Raw genomic sequence first — 19,204 nt, 5'->3', positions numbered from 1 at the left:
GTCACTGATTAACTGATCAACCAATCACTACTTCCTGATTTCTGCTCCTGCCTCTTTCCCTAAGTTAAGAATTAATTTTTGCATTAGGCTGTCGATCGCTTTATCGGCCAGGGTTTTCTCGTCGTCCTGAATGATGAAGCTTAGCGCGTATGACTTTTTGCCGGCAGGTAATTTATCACCCTCGTACACGTCGAACACGTTCACTTCCTTGATCAGTTTGCGATCGGTCTTTTGCGCTACTTGTTTCAGTTGGTTAAAGGTAACCGCCTTATCAACCAGCATCGAAAGGTCTCGCCTTACCGATGGATATTTTGGTATCTCCTGGTTGATGATCACATTTTTGCGAACTAATTGTAACAAGAAGTCGAAATTAAAGTCGGCATAAAACACCGCCTGATCAACGTCGGCCTTTTTCAAAGCTTTACCTTTTACCTCACCAAATTTTACGATACGTTTGGGACCACGCATGTAGTTCAGTCCGTATGATAATTTAGAGCAAGTGGTATCTTCGGTCGTAAAGTCCTTAATATTTAAACGCTCTAACAGGCTATCAACGACAGCCTTCAGGTTATAGAACGATACCGGCTTAACCTGCTGGTTCCATTGCTCGGCCACATTGCTACCGGTCAGGAACACCGATAGGTGCTGATCCTCTTTGTACTTACCCTCGGCTATGCTGTAAGTCTTACCAAACTCGTAGAACTTCAAATTACCCGCACGACGGTTAGCATTGTAAGCGATAGCCTCCAATCCCGAAAACAACATGGTTTGGCGCATGATATCCAAGTCGCTGCTCAGCGGATTCAATATCTTCACGGCAGTATCCAGATCATCCGAATAAGCCGACTTAGTCAATGAGTTTGATAATATCTCGTTAAAGCCATTGGCCGACAACCAGTCCGCGATAGCGTTCTGTACAGTATCTTTCTCCGGACGATTTGAGTTATTCAGCGATGCCCTGATCTGTGTAGGGATTGCGATGTTGTTATAGCCGTAGATCCGCAGTATCTCTTCTATCACGTCCACATCGCGGGTCACATCCACACGGTAAGGTGGCACTTTTAAAGACAGGCCCTCTTCGGTCTCGCTCACGATCTGGATATCCAAAGCGGTAATGATACCGCGAATTTCCTCGTGCGATATCTCCTGACCGATCAGTCGGTGGATGTTTTTATAAGTAACCTCCACATCAAAAGGCGCTACAGGCGCAGGGTAGTTGTCAAATATCTCAGACGATACTGTGCCACCCGCAACCTCTCGAATCAACAGGGCGGCGCGCTTAAGGGCATACACGGTCATATCAGGATCGGTACCACGCTCAAAACGGAACGACGCATCGGTCTTTAACCCAAAACGTTTAGACGTTTTACGCACGGCCACGGCGTCAAAGTAAGCGCTCTCCAAAAATATCTTAGTGGTCTTTTCGCTCACGCCCGACTTAGTGCCGCCGAACACACCGGCAATACACATCGGTTCTTCGGTGTTGCAGATCATCAGGTCATCGGCGTTCAGTTTACGCTCTACCTCGTCAAGCGTGGTGAACGGTGTACCTTCCGCGCAGTTTTTAACGATCACTTTGCCGCCGGTTATCGCGTCGGCATCAAAAGCGTGCAGGGGCTGACCTAATTCGTGCAGTACATAATTGGTCACGTCGACCACGTTATTGATCGAACGCACGCCGATCACGGCCAAACGCTCCTTCAACCATTGAGGCGATTCCTTCACTTCCAGGCCGGTCATGGTCAGGCCTGAGTATCTCGGGGCAGATGCAGTATTCTCTACCTCAACGGCGATATCCAGATCATGGTTATCAACCTTAAATGCCGAAACATCAGGCTTGATGATCTGCAATTTCAGGAACGCAGCGATATCACGGGCAGTGCCCAGGTGCGATGCCGCGTCGGCACGGTTAGGCGTAAGGCCTATCTCGTACATGTAGTCGTCGTTCAGTTTAAAGTATCCTTTGGCAGGCGTGCCTATCGGCGCATCTTCAGGCAGTACCATAATACCATCGTGACTTGCACCCAAACCGATCTCGTCCTCGGCACATAACATACCTTGCGAAACCTCGCCACGGATCTTTGATTCTTTTATTTTGAACGGCTCGCCGCTAACAGGGTGCACGGTAGTACCCACGGTAGCCACAACCACCTTTTGGCCGGCAGCCACATTGCTTGCACCGCAAACAACAGAAAGATCAGCCTCGCCGCCTACATCGACCTTGGTCAGGTGCAGGTGATCTGAGTTAGGATGATCTGTACATTCCTTTACGTAGCCTATCACCAAACCCTCCAAACCGCCGGGAACGGCCTGTACTTTCTCCAGGCTCTCCACCTCTAAGCCGGTGCCGGTAAGTATAGCAGATAGCTCGGCCGGGGTTTTATCTACAGCGATAAATTCTTTAAGCCAGTTATACGATATTTTCATTTAATGGCAAAGATACAATTTAGGGTGAAAGGTTAAAGGCGAAAGGTTAAAGGGGAAAGTAAACATAGATGATCGAGGAGAGTTAAAACACGACCTGACTGAAAGAAAGTTAAAAAAGGTTAACACAATTCAAGTTATAAAATATACAAATACCTAATAATCAAATATTTAATAAAATATTCGACAATATTTTTTCCGGATCGCAATTTGGGGTTGATATCAAAATTAGACTGAAGCAACCCGCTCCCTGCACCCAATTAGAGAGAATTTTAATTTCGGATCTTTTAAATCGAATCTAATCGACACCTGATAAAATCTTCAGTACAGTTGCTTCTCCTATCCGATGATGCGCTTCATTGACAAACCATTTACGTCCAACCTCAATATACCTTCCGGCTCCATCATTGCCTTTAAAAAATCTGACAACCACCTCTGCTTCATCGCCTGGAAGCATTTGTTCACGATCAAAAAAGGTGATATCGCCCATATGCGCCCTTATGACCCCATCTTCAAAGGTCTCAAAAACATGGTCAGGCCGATAGCCACTGGAGATAAAACATTTCCGCTCTCCACCTTCATCGGCGGTCAGCACTCTAAATTTTGCCTTTACAACTATAAGATCCATACTAAAAATTAAATCCGAAATTGAACATCCGACATCCGAAATTAAAGAAGCCCCTCATCCGCAAAACTCAAATACCCATCATCTGTAATGATCAAATGATCCACCACCTTGATATCCAGTATCAAACCGGCACTATGCAGCTTCTTGGTCAGGAAAATATCTTCCTGACTTGGTTTTTTATTATTGCTTGGATGATTATGCGCCAGTATCACACTTGATGCCTGGTGTTGCAATGCAATGTGAAAGATGATCTTCGGGTCGGCAATGGTGCCGGATAGACCACCTTTGCTGATGAGTTCTTTGGCGATGAGTTTATTGGATCGGCTTAAAAGTAGCAACCAAAATTCCTCGTGCGGCAGATCCACCAAATGGCGACGCAGGATATTGTAGGCGCTGCGACTGCCATCTATCTTATCAGGAACTTTCGTTTCGGTCTCTCCCCTACGGCGGCCAAGTTCAAGGGCGGCAATGATGGATATCGCTTTAGCTTCGCCGATGCCTTTGAATTTGGATAACTCGGCAATGGAGGCTTTGCCTAAGCGGTTAAGGTCGTTATCGTAATGGTGCAGGATACGTTTGCTTAGTTCTACAGCGGTCTCGTTTCGGCTGCCGGAGCCGATCAGGATAGCGATCAGTTCGGCATCGCTGAGGGAACGTCGGCCCTGGGTGCTGAGTTTCTCGCGCGGGCGGTCTTCTTCGGCCCAGGCTTTTATGCTAAGGTTGTTCTCGTAGGTTTCCACGATGTTAAAGTAGACAAAAAATCTCACCTCTCCCAACTCTCTCCAAAGGAGAGGACTTCATTTTACTCCCTCTCCTGCGGAGAGGGCCGGGGTGAGGTGTAACAAAAAAAGGGATAGCACTAAGTACTATCCCTTTTCAAATATCTAAATTAACTAAACCTTAGTTAAGGCCGTTAACAAATTTGGTCAACTTTGATTTGTTGTTCGAAGCTTTGTTTTTGTGGATAACATTCTTCTTAGCCAAACGGTCAAGCATCGAGATCACTTTTGACAAAAGAGGTTGTGCACTTGCTTTATCAGCTGTGCCTCTTAGTTTTTTGATCGCATTTCTGGTAGTTTTTGCTTGGTACCTGTTGCGTAGACGCTTCGCAGCGTTTGACCTGATCCTTTTTAATGATGATTTATGATTTGCCATTTTAGCTAATATTCTTTTCTTATTTTTCGGACTGCAAATATAAGGGGATAAATTTTAATTGTCAAATACAATTTAAAAAAAGATCAACTTAGTTTACTGACCGTGAACGTTATCCCCTGTTATTAGTTGCTTGCTACCACGTTAAGGGCCAGGGTAGCATTATTGCCGCTCACGCTTTGTGTACTCACAAACACCGTGTAATTTTTACCTGATGTTAAAGTAACCGACTGGCTGCTGGCCAACGTAATAGCTGTTACGCCATTACTCAGGTTAAAAGTGTACGCACCCGGTGCTACCTCTACCGAGTTGGTTATAGCCTTAAATGGCTGTGCCGTGAACAAGCTTGTTGACCCTGCGCTTAAATTAGCCGAATTTAGCTGAGATGATGTTTGCACAAACCGTACTTTAGCTTTACCTGACACAGCGGCAACGTCGTCTAAAACCGGGAACAAACTGTAGCTTCCGCTTACGCCGGTCAAGTAAAATGAATAATAAGAATTGGCATCTAACTGATTGCTAACCCTGGCCAAAACGGTACCCGCACCCGACTGCACTGTAACCTGTTGCTCGCCGGCAAATGCGTTAATATAACTCGAAGCGTTGCCTGTACCAACAGAGCCGGTAACACCCACCTCTTCTTCTAAAATTATTTTTGACGATCCTGCATCAGGGCTGGTGTTAACTAAGCGCAGTTTTGCACTACCTACGCCACCCTCTGCATCAGGGCTTGGTTTTTTGCACGATTGTATGGCGGCAATGCCGATCAATGCTATAAATAGGTAAACGAATTTTGCTGTTCTTGCTTTTGTAAATTGTTTCATAGTAAGCTGCTTTCTAAAAAATAGTGCGTCGCCCTGTACGGACGGATAGTTTTTACCCAAACGTCGGTCGGGTCGCTTTAGTTTTCCAAAAAAAACTAATTTTTACTTAACCTGCCTTATCGGCGTGTAATTAACTTTAAAAATATGTGGCCCAAAAGCGATATTTTAGCCGGGAATGAAAACCTTCTTGCGAGTTTGCTTACTGTTAACTATCTGCCTTATCTGCTCGTCGTGGGGATTTTTCGGGCACCGAAAGATCAACCATTTGGCGGTATTCACGCTGCCTAAAGGCATGGCCGAATTTTATCGTGCCAACATCGTTCACATCACCGAACACTCCGTAGATCCGGATAAACGCCGCTATGTAGATTCGTTAGAAGAGCCACGACATTTTTTGGATGCCGACCGCTACGGCAAAAAACAACCCTTTGCCAACCTGCCACCAAACTGGTACGATGCGGTGAAGAAATACAGTGCCGATACGCTTAACAAATATGGCACCGTCCCCTGGGTGATCCAGTATCATCACTATTGGCTTGTGAAAGCGTTTAAAGCGCACGACACCACGGCGATCCTGAAAACATCGGCCAACCTGGGTCACTACATTGCCGATGCGCATGTGCCGTTGCACCTAATATCTAACTATGATGGTCAGTTTACCGGTCAGGACGGCATTCACTCGCTTTGGGAGACCCGCCTGCCCGAATTATTCAGCGATCAGTATAGTTTGTACGTTGGCAAGGCCCGCTATATCGATAATCCTCTGACCGAGGCTTTCCGCATCTGCAAGGCGTCCTACAGATGTGTGGATTCAGTAATACTGTTCGAGAAGAAATTGAATGCCAAGTTCCCGCCCTACAAAAAGCGAGAGATGACGCTGCGCGGCAAACGCAAAGTGGAGGACTATTCTGTAAAATACGCTTCGGCCTATCACCAGATGCTTAACGGGATGGTAAAGCGCAGGATGCGCTCGTCCATATTAGCTATCGGCAGTTTTTGGTATTCGGCGTGGGTAGATGCAGGCCAACCTGATCTTAATAAGCTGATCGAAACACCATTGACGGCGGAGCAGAAACAAAAATTATTGAGGGAGGAAACTTTGTTTAAGGCAGGGAAGCCTTTAACTTTAGAGAGATGAATAACAAAGCCCAACCTTTCCTATATCTGATCTTATTGTTAGGCTGCCTTACTTTCCCGGCGTACGGAAAGAGGTGATCAGCCAGCAAAAACAAACGAAACGTAACACCGAATGGGCTTTAAAGCAAATAAAGGCCTTGCCTGAAGTAAAAGTATTTCTGTCGACCACACCTGCTTCATCAAAGCCCGACGTGGTGCTTGCTGGAGAACCAGGACAAGACACCCAATATTATTGGATAAAAGTTGGCATCAGCAACAACGACATATTCCGCACCAGTTTTGACCTTTATATTGAACCCGAAACATCACAGATATTTTATTGGGATCAACTTTGCACATCCGAGGGGCGTTATTTGATCACACTACAACAATGGCGCTATTGGCGCACCAAGCCCGAATGGATAAAATCACACATCTATAAAAATAGAAAGCTGATAGCCGTAAAAACCTAAGCTACCGTTTTCTTTTTACGGCTATTAATAGCCGCCACAACAGCCGGGATCACCGATACCAGGATGATACCTAAACTCACCAGCGAGAAATGCTTTTTAAAGAACTCCAACCCGCCTAAAAACTTACCGGCGAACAAAAAGATCACTACCCAGGCTACACCGCCAATAATGTTATACAAACTATAACGGCCAAAAGGCATACGGCCCACACCGGCGACAAATGGCGCCACGGTACGGATGATCGGCACAAAACGGCTCAGGATAACGGCCTTACCGCCATGCTTCTCAAAAAAAGCATTGGTTTGGTGGTAGTATTCCAGTTTAAGGATACGGTTGCCGGGTTTAAACACTTTGTCGCCCAGCCATGCACCCAACAAGTAGTTGACCGTATTCCCCGCAAAAGCAGCTACGATAAGCAGCAAAGCCAGCAGGTAAATATTCATCCCCGTGTTAGGATTTGCAGAGATGATAGCTCCCGCTGCGAACAATAGTGAATCGCCCGGCAGGAATGGCGTCACCACAAAACCCGTCTCGGCAAAAATGATCGCGAAGAGGATAAAGTAAGTAGTGGAGTTATAATCGTGGATGATATCTGCCAGGTGTTTATCAATATGCAGAATAAACTCGATGATGTGTTGTAGTATTTCCAATGGGATAACGTTTTGTGCTGTAAAGATAGGATTTGTGGAGGAAGTCCGAAAGGCGGAAAGACCGAAAGCCCGGAAGATCTTAGGGAACTGGCGGGAGGTCGAAGGAACTATCGCAAAATTTAGGTTGTAAAGTTAGATGGTTCTAACTTTCGGACTTCCCGTCTTTCGGACTAAAAACTCACCTATTAATAATGACATTCGCGTTGAACGCCGCACTATCGGTACGGCCTACCACGCCCTGGGTGTAAATGGTGTACAAGCGGCCATCTTGTATGGTTGTATTGGCCACCTCTTTATAAACGGTAGAAGAATTGGCCAGGTTGATGTTAAATTTATAGATACCGGCAGGTATCTCAATGTAATCGCTTATGGTTTTAAAGCCCCGGTTACGGAACGCCGCTGTACCATTGGCATAAACATCCAAACTTACAGTACGCGCGCAGGCGTTAATAAAGCGCACTTTTCCACGTCCACGGGCGGGTGCCGATGCAGTGTCTGCTACCAAAAAACAGGTATCTGTCTTATCGGCCACAAGTCCGGTCACAAAAAGGGTGTAAGTGCAACTGCGGGCCAGCGCCTCATTGCGACTCCAGAAAGTACGGTTAGCCTGCGTGCGTAATTGCAGCGGCGTCTCCTGGGTATTCATGTAAAAATACTCAGATGGTACTGAGTAATAATAAAACTTGGTGCTATTATAACGGCGCAAACCCACCCACAGGTTAATGGGGTAAATATCCGGGCTGATGTTGATAATGTTAAGCCGCGTATTTAAACCGGCGGGAGTTGCGTTGCTTTGTTTACTGCATGATGATAGCATAGGCACGGTCAGTAAGCCCAGCGCGCCGACCAGCAACAATGTCAATACGTTAATTCTTTTTATTTCTGCTATGCTCATCTGCTTATATTAACAGCCACATTAAGGGCATTTTTACCGGTGCCACCTTGCTCGCCGCTGGTGTACAAGGTGTAATAAGTATTTTGATTAAGGATCACCGTTCCGCTGAAGACCGGCGTATTAGTACCGGCGAGGTTCACTTTTACGGTTTTTTTACCTGGACCAACGCTCACAAACGCGGTCGAGTTTTTAAATGGCTGGTTTTTGAACGATAAGGTATCGCCGACAAAAACATCATAAGCCTGCACCCCTGTCGATGCCTGCACAAAACGGACGCGGGCATTATTAGCATTAGTATCAACTATAAAATTGTCGGCAATAAATATGGGTGTAAGGTTATTTTTACGTTGCTGCCCGGTGAGCACCAGTGTGTACGTAGTAGAATCGGTCAAGGGCATATTAAGCTTGATATCGGCCAGTACAGTCCGGTCAGTATCACTTTTGAACTGGTATTGCTGCTCGCCTTTAGTTACCGAAAGATAACCCGAGGCATTATATAAAAAGATCGCCGAGTTATTATTTTGCCGGGTACCGTTCAGGTAAAAATTAATAGCGCGGATATCGGTCACCGCGTTGATCACGTTCAGGCTTGCAGTAGGCAATATCGGCGGCGGGTCATCGCCCGATCTGTTGCAACCCCACATCCCTCCCATCATCGCACATATGAATATAAGGAAGCTGTATTTCTTAATTTCTTTCATTAGTTATAGCTAAAGCGGCATAGCCCTTGCCTTAGTAAACGCAAAAATAATTCTATTATTCCCTATTTACTAATTACTTTTATCGGCTATACTGATCTTATGGGTGTTAAGTTTTTTGCTTCCGCGCTTATCGCGTTAGCGGTTATTTCATTCGTTCCGGCCGTAGCCCAAACCGGGCTTAATATGCCTGTGGACATTGCGCGTGCTTATCAAAAAGGCACACGTGCCCACAACGGCAAACCCGGCCCCAAATATTGGCAAAATACCGCCAATTACAACATCAAGGTCAATTTCGATCCTAAGACCCGCTTGATCAAAGGCACGGTCGATATCGATTACACCAACAACAGCCCCGATACACTTACGCAGATCCTGTTTAAACTGTACCCCAACTATTATCAAAAAGGTGCGGTACGTGCCAGGCCGGTGCAACCTGCCGACCTGACCGACGGCGTGAACATTGCCAAAGTTGTAGTTAACGATGTAGAGAAACCCAAGAAACGCATCCGCACCTTAGGCACTAACATGTCGGTGCCCGATACTGTTATGCCGGGCCAAAAAGTGAACTGTAAGATCAGCTACAGTTACACGCTCAATAAAACATCTCACAACCGAACCGGACAGGTTGATGATGGCGCTTTCTTTATCGCCTATTTTTTTCCGCGGATAGCTGTTTATGATGATATTGATGGCTGGAACACTCATCCTTACCTTGGTTCGCAAGAGTTTTACAACGATTTTTGCAGGTTCGATGCCGAGGTAACCGTCCCCGGCGCCTACCTGGTTTGGGCTACCGGTGACCTTGTGAACCCTACCCAGGTGCTGCAACCTAAATATATTAAACGCATGGTCGATGCCGGCAATAACGATAGCGTTACCGACGTGATCACCGAGGCCGAAGCCAAAGCAGGTAAGATCACTACGCCCGGCAGAAACCATACCTGGCGGTTCGTTGCCGACGATGTGACCGACTTTGTATTTGCTACCAGCAACCACTACATGTGGAAGGCATCCAGTTTGGCTGTCGACCCTAAGAGTGGCCGGCGCACCCGTGTTGATGCCGTATTTAACCCCGAACACAAGGACTATTACGAAGTGGTGAACTATGCCCGCAAAACTGTGGAGGCCATGAGTTACCGTTTCCCTAAATGGCCGTTCCCGTACCCGCACGAGACCGTTTTTGACGGGCTGGACCAGATGGAATACCCAATGATGGTGAATGACAATCCCCTGCCCGATGCGGCAGATGCCATTGAGCTGACCGACCACGAGATATTCCACACCATGTTCCCTTTTTACATGGGCATTAACGAGACCAAATACGCCTGGATGGACGAGGGTTGGGCCACCATTGGCGAGTGGCTGGTATCGCCTATGATAGACCCTAAGATAGTGGACCTGTACGGCGTAGAACGCACCGAACAGACCGCAGGTACCGAAGAGGACCAACCCATTATGACGCTGACCACCCAAACAGCAGGCGCATCCGAATTTACCAACGCGTACCCCAAACCGGCCATGGCCTATTTGTACCTGAAGGATATGCTGGGCGATGAATTATTCACCAAAGCCCTCCACCATTACATCAGCAACTGGCATGGCAAGCACCCCGGTCCCTACGATTTTTTTAATAGTATAAATGCAGGGGCAGGCCGCGACCTGAATTGGTTTTGGCAACGCTGGTTCTTTGACCGTGGCGTGGCCGACCTGGCGATAGATAAAGTGACCGCCGATAAAGCTAATTACAGCGTGACCATTAGATCGGTAGGGAACAAACCTGTGCCTGTAGATCTGCTGGTAGAATACACCGACGGCACCAATAAGACCATCCACCACGATATGTCGGCTTGGGAAAGATCCAACACGTTTTTACTAAACTTTAAAGCTGAGAAGCCCGTAAAACAACTGATATTGGGCAGCATGTACGTCACGGATGCCAACCGGGCAGACAATGTGCATGTCATCGCTAAATAATATATCGGCATTAGTTAAACCGCCGTGCCGCTTTTTAAGTTTAATTACGATATTGGGACATAACAAAACATACGACCTATGAAATTTTACGCGCTTACCTTAACCTTAGCTATCGGTAGTTTTTGTGCATCGGCCCAGTCGACAGACCGGGTGTCGCCCTATGTGTTCCCGCAGTTTGTTAAAGCTACCGTGCTGCAAAAAGGCGGCGGCAGTACCGATGGTACGCTCAACTACAACACCTTTACCCAGGAGATGATGTTTATGCAGGGCAGCGAGAAGGCCGTGCTTGAGATGGATAACGTGGATACCATTTATCTGGAAAAGAAAAAGTTCGTCCCTGTTGGTAAACTGTATTACGAAAAACTGACCGATACCAAGATCCCGCTGTATGTTCAGCACCTGAATAAAAAACAACTGAGAAAAGATAAAGCCGAATTTGACAAGGTGACCGACAACATGAATTCGGGCCTGACCGCTGCCAACGGTTTTGTTAAAGCCAAAGAAGGCGCCGGCGAATACGATATGCTGTTGCCCGAGCAATACATGCTGCAATCGCAAAGTACCTTTTGGTTGCAGAACGGTAAGAACTTTGTAAGAGCCGACAGCCAAAAGAACATCGCCAAAGCTTTCCCCGGCAAGGAGAAAGCGATAGCCGACTATATTAAAGAGAATAACATCGACCTGAAAAAACTGGAAGACATGGCTAAGCTGATCGTTTTTTGCAATAAATAACGGATAGTCAACTCACTATATTTAAAGCGCCTCATGTTTATGCAGGCGCTTTTTTGTTGCTGTATACTTTGTCAAAATGCACAATAGCGACAATTTATTAACCTTTAACTAAACCAAATCTCCTGCATGCTTGTTGACCTTTAAGTACTTAAACATTTAAAGACAAGTATCATTATGAAACGTTCCCTTATAACCATAGCCCTGCTGGCAGCCACGGTGAGTTGCTTTGCGCAGGCATCGCCATACGTATTTGCCGATTTCAGCAATGCCAAAGTGATCAAAAAAGGCGGCACAGCCGCCGCCAGCATGAACTATAATACCCTTACCCAGGAAATGGTATTTATGAACGGTACCGACAAAGCGGTGCTTGACCCCACCGGGATAGATACCGTGATCCTGCAAGGCAAAAAATTCATCCCTGTAGGCAAGGTTTACTACCAAAAATATACCGACACCAAGACCCCGCTGTACGTGCAATGGGCAAACGAACGCACCGGCCGCTCCAATCAGCAGTCAGCCAACATCAACAAACCAATGACAGGTTCTGACGGTGGCGCACGCCCGGGTATCTCTGCGGCTGATTACGATCTGAAACTAAAAGACGGCGAAGGCTTGCAAGCCGCCAACAACTTTTGGCTGCAAAAGGGCGGTGAATTCCATAAAGCCGGCGACAAAAAGGATATCATTAAAGTTTTCCCTGATAAGGAACAGGTCATAGAGACCTTTGTAAAAGACAACAACACCGACTTTAAAAAAGCCGATGATATATCGAAGCTGATATCGTTTTTGGATAAGGATAGTGGGATGTAATTTTAGACTTGGTGGCAATTTAACCACAAAGGACACGAAGGTTTCACAAAGGACAAAAGCCTTGCACGTTGTAAAACATGCAAGGCTTTGTGTCCTTTGTGTCTTTATGAGATGCAAGTCTTTGTGCTCTTTGTGGTTAGATCATTATCCTAATCAATCCAACCCCGCCTGCACCTTCTTAGGTAATTTACCCCTCACCAGATCGTACGACTGGCGGATATAATGTTCCCAATCCTTTTTATTAAATCGGTGTTCGTCACTTACGTGTATCCATTTATACCGGGCCACATACGGTGCGGGAATAATGTCCTTGCTGGTACTCAATTCTTCAAACTCCTCATCCTTCACTTTAAAAGACACGCCGAACGGGCCATCCAAACCAGTCACGCAAAACATTTTACCACCGATGTTGAAGGTTAGGTCTTGTCCCCATTTCACATCTTCGGTAGCTGACGGTAGACTGAGGCAAAAGATGCGGATCTCTTCTAAATTCATGTCGATATCGATTTTAGTTAACCACAAAGGTCACAAAGTTTTCACAAAGGACACAAAGCCTTGCATGTTTTACAATGTGCAAGGCTTTGTGCCTTTTGTGTTTTAAATAGACCTGCAGGTCTTTGTGTTCTTTATGGTTAGATCGGCGTAGTCCAATATTAAACACAAAAAAGCCCCGGTCTCCCGAGGCTTCAAATATCTAAAGGCTAAATTAATTGTAGCTATTCAGCATTACTGGCATTACCAGCATCAGTACGTCCTCGTTCTCGTCGCCGCCTTGTGGTAAAAGCAGACCCGCACGGTTAGGGGTGCTCATTTGCAGGGCAACCTCTTCACTGCTCAGGTTCTTCAGCATCTCGATCAGGAAACGGGCGTTAAAGCCGATCTCGATATCGTCGCCTTCGTACTGGCAACTTAAACGCTCGTGCGCCTCGTTGCTAAAGTCGATATCTTCTGACGAGATATTTAACTCGCTGCCATTGATCTTTAACCTTACCTGATGGGTAGTTTTGTTAGCATAAATAGCCACACGACTTAACGACCCTAAGAACGCCTGGCGATCGATGGTCATTTGGTTAGGGTTATTTTGCGGGATAACGGCTTCGTAATCCGGGTAGCGCTCGTCGATCAATCGGCACACCAGGTTGATATTACCAAATTTAAAGAAGGCGCTGGTGTTATTATACTCAACCGATACATTCACATCATCGCTTGGTAAAGCCGACTTTAACAAGTTCAATGCTTTTTTAGGCAGGATGAATGAGGTAGCGCTTTCGGCCTTGGCATCTTTACGGCGGTAGCGCACTAACTTATGCGCATCCGTCGATACAAAGGTGAAAGATTGAGGGGTAAGCTGGCAAAATACGCCGGTCATGGCCGGGCGCAATTCGTCGTTACTTACCGCAAAGATGGTCTTGTTGATCGCCTCGGCTAAAACTGACGATGCCAGGTTAACCGACGCGGCATTCTCCACCACCGGTATCTTCGGGAAATCGTCGCCGTTCTCGCCGCTCAGTTTGTATTTACCGTCGCCGGCGCTGATCTCTATAGCGAAGGTCTTATCATCTACCGAAAAAGCGATAGGTTGCTCGGGCAGTGATTTTAAGGTATCCAGCAAAATGCGCGACGGGATGGCTATGCGGCCATTGTCCTTAGCCTCGCTCAAGGCCAGCGACGTGGTCATACTGGTTTGCAGGTCGGTTGCCGAAATGGTCAGGCTGCCGTCCTTTATCTCAAATAAAAAGTTCTCTAATATCGGCAAAACGGTACTGTTGCTAAGCGCTCCGCTTACAGATTGTAGTTGCTTAAGTAACGTAGATGTCGAAACAATAAATCTCATATCGTGTAATTGATCAGATCAAAAATAAAAAAAATTAGTGGGCGTATTTTCTCCGCCTCAAATAATGTTGAAAAATAGCGAATATTAACACCATTGCCAACGGGCCGGCCGTATTTATTAATTGCCAGTAAAGCTTCTCGTTACGGATGCGCGGGCGGTTTAGTAAACGCAGTTGTATCTCCTTGTCCCTTAGCGATATCAGGCGCGTATCACCCGTCAGATATTCCACTGTGTTCAGCAGCAGGTTCTTGTTGCCGAAGTTCTTATTCAGGTAGCGATCATACCCCAGCGGGTACGGGTTACCATCCTGACCGACCTGATTCTTAAAGATATCGCCATCACTGATCACCACCATTTTGGTAGGCTTACTTGCCGATAAAGGCGTGATATTATCCGTCACCCCTTCAGGAACCGGCCTGTTCACAAAGGCCGACTTAAAGCTGCCTTCTAACAACACCGCCACTTGCTTAGGCTGACTCTGGAAATCCTTAGGGTTAGGCACCTGCTCCACCATTTGTAAGGATATCGAAGGCGTATTTAATGCTTTGTTATAGGGCGACGAAGTTAATAAGACCGTTTTCTCTACATTCTTAATGTCCAATATATCTATCGTGCTGGCAAACTCGCTCCGCACACCTTCCAGGTTTTTAACAATGGGGTGTTTAGACTCCGGTATCCATAATGGGTAAAACAACCACGGCAAGTTCTGTATCTGCGGGCTGCCGCCTGCGCTACCCGTAGTGATGGGGATCTGCGCGCAGGTCATATCCATTATCAGATCATAGTTAATGCGGATACCGTAAGTGAACAGTTGATCATCCAGGTTCAATTTCTTGTTAAAGGTCATCTGCTCGCCGCCATGACCGCGCATGCTGTCCAGTTCGGCGCTTACCTGATCAATGGCCCATAGTACACGGCCACCGTTCATCACGTACTGGTCGAGCTTGTATTTCTCCGCCTCGTTGAATGCCGAATCAGGCTTATCGATGATCACCAGGCTCACCTTTTTCAGACTATCAAAAGGTACACGGTTGAAGTTGAAATAGGCCACATCAAACCCGGCATCATTTAAAGCTTGCTTCGCGCCAAACATTTGTAGCTTATTCAATTCCAGGTGCCCGGTAGATATGCCCACCAAACCCTTACCCGGACTTACCGCCTTGCTGATGGCGTTAGTAAATGCGTATTCCAGGTTCTGAACAGAGTTATTCAGTTGTTCGTCATAAGAAATGCCCATCCGCTGCTGCAGCAAATTGACCGGGACATCTTTCCCGTCTGCGCTCACCATCGCACCGGCAAATACCACCTTTTGGATCAGCCCGTCGCTGGTTGGGACGCTCAGGTTAGTAGGTTCGATACCGCGCGACTGCAGGTCCTGAATGATCTGCTCCTGCTCGGCCTCGGCGGCATTTTTTAAGGGATCTACCAGCTCGAACTGTAGCTTGCCGTGGCTGTAGGCTTGCAGATCGTTCAGCATATCGCGGGTGGCATATTGCAGGCGTTTAATTCCCGCGGGCAGGTTATCGCCTTTAAGGTAAAGCGTCACTTTTACCGGCTTAGGCAGGCTATCCATAATGCCTCTGCTTACCGGGGATAAAGTATAGCGGCCCTCCTTGGTAAAATCGATACGGGTAAAAGATATTTTCGATAGCGCCACCAATGCCACCATCGCCATTAATAAACTGGCGGCAGCTTTGGTGTTGATACTTTTTTGGCGCTGACGGGTCAGCACCAATAGTGTCAGTGCGATAAACAAGGTCGCCAATACAATAAAGTAAGCCAGATCACGCGTATCTAAAACGCCACGGCTTACCGATTGATAATGTTCGGAGATACCTAAGTATTGAATAGAAGAATCCTGTAAGGATAATAATCCGCTCAGCGAATCAAATCCACTAAAAATAAAAAAGCAAAGAAACACAGCCAGCGCGAACGCGATGATCTGGTTTTTAGTGATCGACGACGCGAACACCCCTATCGCCGTAAAACATCCGCCTAACAAGAACAGACCAATGTACGAGCCGATGACGCCCCCGCTATCGATATTACCTTGCGGAGAGCCTAAAATGCTGACCGTCCAATAGTAGATGAACGTTGGCACCAGCGAACAAAGTAACAGCAATACAGCCGCGAAGTACTTGCCTAATACGATCTGTACGTCTGTGAGCGGGCGGGTGAGTAATAACTCAAAGGTCCCCTCTTTACGCTCCTCGGCCAACGACCGCATGGTGATGGCCGGTATCAAAAACATGAACAGAAAGGGCGCGATGCTGAACAGGCTGTCCAATCCGGCGTAGCCGTAATCAAGGATGCTGGTTTCGGGGAATACCCATAAAAACAGCCCCAACACCAACAAAAAAAGCCCGATAGTGACGTAGGCCACCAGCGAGCTTAAATAGGATATGATCTCTTTTTTAAATACCTGATACACGGCGACGTTTTAGAATGCCGAAATTACGGAATTCAGTTGGCAGTTTGTAGTAGGCAGTTTCAACGCACTTATAGTTTTTGCTATTGCGAGGAAGGGGAATAGTGCGAAAGCACTACGTGGTTATTTCATAGGCAGATCCTCGTTGCTTGTCCTCTGAGATCGCCGCATCGCCCCAAAAGTTTAGCCCTCCCCTACGCTGCTAACATGATGAGTGGTGTGGCGATATTTTTTTCCTGACAGTGGCACGGCGTTGGGTGAGGCGGTCAAATGCGTTGGGCGTGTGTGCGCCTGGGCTTTGACCGTCTGCAGCGCAGAGGCCTGTGCTTAGAAGCATTGGCACTGTCTTGATTTTTGGTTCTTTTATCAAGAAAAAGAACGGCAATTGCAAAGTAGCCATTGATCCAACGTTATATCGCCTTCAAACCCCGTAATAGTTAAACTCGCAATGAAAAAATAGTTATTTTAACCCTTCCAGCACTTTCTTCATCTCTTGCAAAACCGTCCCCCAGTTCTTATTCATGTGCTCCACCCCTTCCTCGTTCTCTATACCATCCTGGGTGACAGTCACCAGTGTTCCATCGCCATCACGCTCTATATCGTAATAGACATTCACATAGTTCTGCGGTTCATCGGCCTTGCCGCTCATACCGCTCCAGTAGGTGGTGTGGAGGTGTTTAAAGGGTATCACATCCATGATCTGGCCTTTATCCTCGTAGCTTTTACCTTCCCACTCGCCGGTGTAAGTAATGGCGCTGCCCAGTTTCCAGTCCGACGTTACGGTAGTCCCAAATAAGTATTGTTTGATCAAAGCCGGGTCGGTAAGTGCTTGCCAGGCCAGTTCGATAGGGGCGTTTATGCTGATGCTGTTGGTTGATTTTAGTTTGGTAGCCATGGTATTCGGTTTTATCGGTGATGTGATAGATAGAACGTTGATGGAAGGGAAAGGTTTGGACGGTTAGCCAACCACGAAGCGCACAGAGACTTTCACAAAGGACACAAAGATGCATGGCTGAACATTTGCAAAGCTTTGTGTCCTTTGTGTATCTATCCTTTGTGTACTTTGTGGTTAGATCGACACGCATAGTTCTGTAACAATATATTTTACAAAACCCCGGGTTACTTTTCTCCCCATCAGGGTATCAATAATAAAAATAAGGACCACATCTAAAAACACGCCGGCCGGCATTTTTACCTGGGTTATTTTAAAGAACCTTTTAAAAACTAATATCATGAAAACAAGAGTTGTAGTGGCGCTGCTGGCCGGCACCGCATTGTTCGCCGCGTGCAGTGGCGCGGGGAATTACGAAGTAAATAACGCGTCGGCCTCTACTGCCGATTCCATTGATGCGGTGGCCGCTGATAGCATTAGTATCCCCGAAAATAAATTGGTGAGGACGGCTGAATTGCGCTTTAAGGTAAAGGATGTGGTCAAGTCGGGCAAGGACATTTCTGCTTTGACCGCAGGTTACGGTGGCATGGTCACCCATCATCAAATGAACTCGGATACCGAAGGAACAAAAGATACCCGCTTAAGCAATGATTCGGTAATGCGGGTGACCTCGTTAAGTATATCGGCAGATATGATGGTGAAAGTGCCCTCTGCCAAATTGGAAGAGTATATGGACAAGGTATCGGCAATGGGCGTTTACGTAAGTCTCCGCAGGATGGATATTGAGGATAAGACGCTCGACTACCTGTCGAACAAATTGAAACTGAGCAGCCGTAAAGAACTGCTTGATAAGCAGAAGAAAGGTAAGGTGACCATTAAACGCCCGGAAGCAGTGTTGATGCTTACCGACGACATGATCGATCACCAAATAGAGAACCAGCGCGTGAATGACGCGGTGAAATATAGTGTGGTAAGCTTGGATCTTTATCAAAGTAATATCATTAACAAAGAGGTGATCGCCAATGATGACCCTTCGGCGTATGGTTTGCCATTCTCGAGCAGGTTCGGTTTGGCGATAAATAATGGATGGAGCGTTTTTAAAGAAGTGATAATTGTAGCCACTAATTTATGGGTATTGGTGGTAACAGGTTTGGCTATTTGGCTGATCATCCGTTACGCCCGCAGAAAGTATGCTGTTACCCGTCAAGCTGGCGCATAAAATAATCCGGAACAATTGCCTGTTATTACGTAAACATTTTTATTTTTGCACAAACATAAATGTCAACAGATATGAGTAACCCAGCTAAATCGGCAGAGAACGCAAATAACCCAAGCCACTACATTTTGTTAACCATTGCAACCTTTATTGGTCTTGCAGGCGTGTTTGTCCGTTTCCTGGGCGATTCTTTCTTTTGGACCAGCTTATCTAACGTGATCCTGATCGTTGGTATCATCATCTCGTTAAAGGCGGTTTTCGCGATCATGAAATAAGTAACAGGTAACTGTTCAGTATAAAAAGCAAAAGGCGATCTGTTTAGGTCGCCTTTTGCTTTTTAGGTCGATGACTGACCGAAAGCCAAAAAACACATCGCACCGCGCTTATGTATAGTAAGTTTACCGCTAAGCACATCAAACTAAAAACACATTATACGGACAGGACTAAGCAAGGTT

Annotated in this window: 19 protein-coding genes; 7 read left to right on the top strand and 12 right to left on the bottom strand. The window is 46.5% G+C overall.

Annotation, left to right across the window (positions count from 1 at the left end; translation table 11 throughout):
• Positions 1–27: 27 nt before the first annotated feature.
• The 5 genes from pheT to IRJ16_RS20050 all read right to left on the bottom strand — a co-directional run bounded on the left by pheT (position 28) and on the right by IRJ16_RS20050 (position 5,028).
• The gene (gene pheT, locus IRJ16_RS20070; RefSeq protein ID WP_194113437.1) at positions 28–2,427 is read right to left on the bottom strand and encodes a phenylalanine--tRNA ligase subunit beta; all 2,400 of its coding nucleotides are present in this window, start codon (positions 2,425–2,427) and stop codon (positions 28–30) included.
• A gap of 295 nt (positions 2,428–2,722) precedes the next feature.
• The gene (locus tag IRJ16_RS20065) at positions 2,723–3,052 is read right to left on the bottom strand and encodes a hypothetical protein (protein WP_194113436.1); all 330 of its coding nucleotides are present in this window, start codon (positions 3,050–3,052) and stop codon (positions 2,723–2,725) included.
• A 41-nt stretch (positions 3,053–3,093) separates the two neighbouring features.
• Positions 3,094–3,792 carry a RadC family protein gene (radC, locus tag IRJ16_RS20060; RefSeq protein ID WP_194113435.1) on the bottom strand — a complete coding sequence of 233 codons (699 nt, stop codon included), beginning with the start codon at positions 3,790–3,792 and terminating at the stop codon, positions 3,094–3,096.
• Positions 3,793–3,952: 160 nt separating this feature from the next.
• The gene (rpsT, locus tag IRJ16_RS20055) at positions 3,953–4,207 is read right to left on the bottom strand and encodes a 30S ribosomal protein S20 (protein WP_194113434.1); all 255 of its coding nucleotides are present in this window, start codon (positions 4,205–4,207) and stop codon (positions 3,953–3,955) included.
• A gap of 122 nt (positions 4,208–4,329) precedes the next feature.
• Positions 4,330–5,028: a DUF4397 domain-containing protein gene (locus IRJ16_RS20050; RefSeq protein ID WP_194113433.1), complete on the bottom strand. Its 699-nt coding sequence runs from the start codon at positions 5,026–5,028 to the stop codon at positions 4,330–4,332.
• A 175-nt stretch (positions 5,029–5,203) separates the two neighbouring features.
• Between IRJ16_RS20050 and IRJ16_RS20045 the strand changes: the two genes are divergently transcribed.
• A complete protein-coding gene (locus IRJ16_RS20045; RefSeq protein WP_194113432.1) occupies positions 5,204–6,166 on the top strand; it encodes a zinc dependent phospholipase C family protein in 963 nt (320 codons plus the stop codon).
• A 136-nt stretch (positions 6,167–6,302) separates the two neighbouring features.
• Entirely contained in the window at positions 6,303–6,617 is a 315-nt protein-coding gene (locus IRJ16_RS20040; RefSeq protein WP_194113431.1) for a hypothetical protein, read from the top strand.
• Here IRJ16_RS20040 and IRJ16_RS20035 read toward each other — a convergent pair.
• From IRJ16_RS20035 to IRJ16_RS20025, 3 genes are all read right to left on the bottom strand, one after another.
• Positions 6,614–7,267 (bottom strand): DedA family protein, encoded by a 654-nt coding sequence (locus IRJ16_RS20035; protein ID WP_194113430.1) that lies wholly within the window; start codon positions 7,265–7,267, stop codon positions 6,614–6,616. The two genes, IRJ16_RS20040 and IRJ16_RS20035, sit on opposite strands and share 4 nt — an antisense overlap.
• A gap of 178 nt (positions 7,268–7,445) precedes the next feature.
• The gene (locus IRJ16_RS20030) at positions 7,446–8,162 is read right to left on the bottom strand and encodes a DUF4397 domain-containing protein (protein WP_194113429.1); all 717 of its coding nucleotides are present in this window, start codon (positions 8,160–8,162) and stop codon (positions 7,446–7,448) included.
• Entirely contained in the window at positions 8,159–8,863 is a 705-nt protein-coding gene (locus IRJ16_RS20025; RefSeq protein ID WP_194113428.1) for a DUF4397 domain-containing protein, read from the bottom strand. The genes IRJ16_RS20030 and IRJ16_RS20025 overlap by 4 nt, the downstream gene beginning before the upstream one ends.
• A gap of 99 nt (positions 8,864–8,962) precedes the next feature.
• Between IRJ16_RS20025 and IRJ16_RS20020 the strand changes: the two genes are divergently transcribed.
• From IRJ16_RS20020 to IRJ16_RS20010, 3 genes are all read left to right on the top strand, one after another.
• Positions 8,963–10,837, top strand: coding sequence for a M1 family metallopeptidase (locus IRJ16_RS20020; protein WP_194113427.1), 1,875 nt, complete (start codon positions 8,963–8,965; stop codon positions 10,835–10,837).
• A 78-nt stretch (positions 10,838–10,915) separates the two neighbouring features.
• The gene (locus tag IRJ16_RS20015; protein ID WP_194113426.1) at positions 10,916–11,569 is read left to right on the top strand and encodes a hypothetical protein; all 654 of its coding nucleotides are present in this window, start codon (positions 10,916–10,918) and stop codon (positions 11,567–11,569) included.
• Between the two features lie 174 nt (positions 11,570–11,743).
• The gene (locus IRJ16_RS20010; RefSeq protein WP_194113425.1) at positions 11,744–12,379 is read left to right on the top strand and encodes a hypothetical protein; all 636 of its coding nucleotides are present in this window, start codon (positions 11,744–11,746) and stop codon (positions 12,377–12,379) included.
• 153 nt (positions 12,380–12,532) lie between these two features.
• On the opposite strand, the gene IRJ16_RS20005 is transcribed toward IRJ16_RS20010, so the two are convergent.
• The 4 genes from IRJ16_RS20005 to IRJ16_RS19990 all read right to left on the bottom strand — a co-directional run bounded on the left by IRJ16_RS20005 (position 12,533) and on the right by IRJ16_RS19990 (position 17,536).
• Positions 12,533–12,874 (bottom strand): MmcQ/YjbR family DNA-binding protein, encoded by a 342-nt coding sequence (locus IRJ16_RS20005; protein ID WP_194113424.1) that lies wholly within the window; start codon positions 12,872–12,874, stop codon positions 12,533–12,535.
• Positions 12,875–13,085: 211 nt separating this feature from the next.
• On the bottom strand, positions 13,086–14,213 hold the full coding sequence (gene dnaN, locus IRJ16_RS20000; RefSeq protein WP_194113423.1) for a DNA polymerase III subunit beta: 1,128 nt from the start codon (positions 14,211–14,213) through the stop codon (positions 13,086–13,088).
• Positions 14,214–14,247: 34 nt separating this feature from the next.
• The gene (gene gldG / locus IRJ16_RS19995) at positions 14,248–16,644 is read right to left on the bottom strand and encodes a gliding motility-associated ABC transporter substrate-binding protein GldG (protein WP_194113422.1); all 2,397 of its coding nucleotides are present in this window, start codon (positions 16,642–16,644) and stop codon (positions 14,248–14,250) included.
• A 457-nt stretch (positions 16,645–17,101) separates the two neighbouring features.
• Positions 17,102–17,536, bottom strand: a complete 435-nt coding sequence (locus IRJ16_RS19990) for an SRPBCC family protein (protein ID WP_194113421.1) — start codon at positions 17,534–17,536, stop codon at positions 17,102–17,104.
• 337 nt (positions 17,537–17,873) lie between these two features.
• Between IRJ16_RS19990 and IRJ16_RS19985 the strand changes: the two genes are divergently transcribed.
• Both IRJ16_RS19985 and IRJ16_RS19980 read left to right on the top strand, forming a co-directional pair.
• On the top strand, positions 17,874–18,752 hold the full coding sequence (locus IRJ16_RS19985; RefSeq protein WP_194113420.1) for a DUF4349 domain-containing protein: 879 nt from the start codon (positions 17,874–17,876) through the stop codon (positions 18,750–18,752).
• A gap of 71 nt (positions 18,753–18,823) precedes the next feature.
• Positions 18,824–19,024: a hypothetical protein gene (locus tag IRJ16_RS19980; protein ID WP_194113419.1), complete on the top strand. Its 201-nt coding sequence runs from the start codon at positions 18,824–18,826 to the stop codon at positions 19,022–19,024.
• Positions 19,025–19,204 lie beyond the last annotated feature (180 nt).

The sequence above is a fragment of the Mucilaginibacter myungsuensis genome, assembly GCF_015222005.1.
Lineage (GTDB): Bacteria > Bacteroidota > Bacteroidia > Sphingobacteriales > Sphingobacteriaceae > Mucilaginibacter > Mucilaginibacter myungsuensis.
Note: the sequence above shows the minus strand (reverse complement) of the source record. Positions and strands in the feature narration are given on the sequence as shown.

Excerpts from the sequence above, each read along its gene's own strand:
- pheT (WP_194113437.1), bottom strand. The coding sequence starts at position 2,427 with ATGAAAATATCGTATAACTGGCTTAAAGAATTTATCGCTGTAGATAAA.
- IRJ16_RS20065 (WP_194113436.1), bottom strand. The coding sequence starts at position 3,052 with ATGGATCTTATAGTTGTAAAGGCAAAATTTAGAGTGCTGACCGCCGAT.
- rpsT (WP_194113434.1), bottom strand. The coding sequence starts at position 4,207 with ATGGCAAATCATAAATCATCATTAAAAAGGATCAGGTCAAACGCTGCG.
- IRJ16_RS20050 (WP_194113433.1), bottom strand. The coding sequence starts at position 5,028 with ATGAAACAATTTACAAAAGCAAGAACAGCAAAATTCGTTTACCTATTT.
- IRJ16_RS20045 (WP_194113432.1), top strand. The coding sequence starts at position 5,204 with ATGAAAACCTTCTTGCGAGTTTGCTTACTGTTAACTATCTGCCTTATC.
- IRJ16_RS20030 (WP_194113429.1), bottom strand. The coding sequence starts at position 8,162 with ATGAGCATAGCAGAAATAAAAAGAATTAACGTATTGACATTGTTGCTG.
- IRJ16_RS20025 (WP_194113428.1), bottom strand. The coding sequence starts at position 8,863 with ATGAAAGAAATTAAGAAATACAGCTTCCTTATATTCATATGTGCGATG.
- IRJ16_RS20020 (WP_194113427.1), top strand. The coding sequence starts at position 8,963 with ATGGGTGTTAAGTTTTTTGCTTCCGCGCTTATCGCGTTAGCGGTTATT.
- IRJ16_RS20015 (WP_194113426.1), top strand. The coding sequence starts at position 10,916 with ATGAAATTTTACGCGCTTACCTTAACCTTAGCTATCGGTAGTTTTTGT.
- IRJ16_RS20010 (WP_194113425.1), top strand. The coding sequence starts at position 11,744 with ATGAAACGTTCCCTTATAACCATAGCCCTGCTGGCAGCCACGGTGAGT.
- IRJ16_RS20005 (WP_194113424.1), bottom strand. The coding sequence starts at position 12,874 with ATGAATTTAGAAGAGATCCGCATCTTTTGCCTCAGTCTACCGTCAGCT.
- dnaN (WP_194113423.1), bottom strand. The coding sequence starts at position 14,213 with ATGAGATTTATTGTTTCGACATCTACGTTACTTAAGCAACTACAATCT.
- IRJ16_RS19990 (WP_194113421.1), bottom strand. The coding sequence starts at position 17,536 with ATGGCTACCAAACTAAAATCAACCAACAGCATCAGCATAAACGCCCCT.
- IRJ16_RS19985 (WP_194113420.1), top strand. The coding sequence starts at position 17,874 with ATGAAAACAAGAGTTGTAGTGGCGCTGCTGGCCGGCACCGCATTGTTC.
- IRJ16_RS19980 (WP_194113419.1), top strand. The coding sequence starts at position 18,824 with ATGAGTAACCCAGCTAAATCGGCAGAGAACGCAAATAACCCAAGCCAC.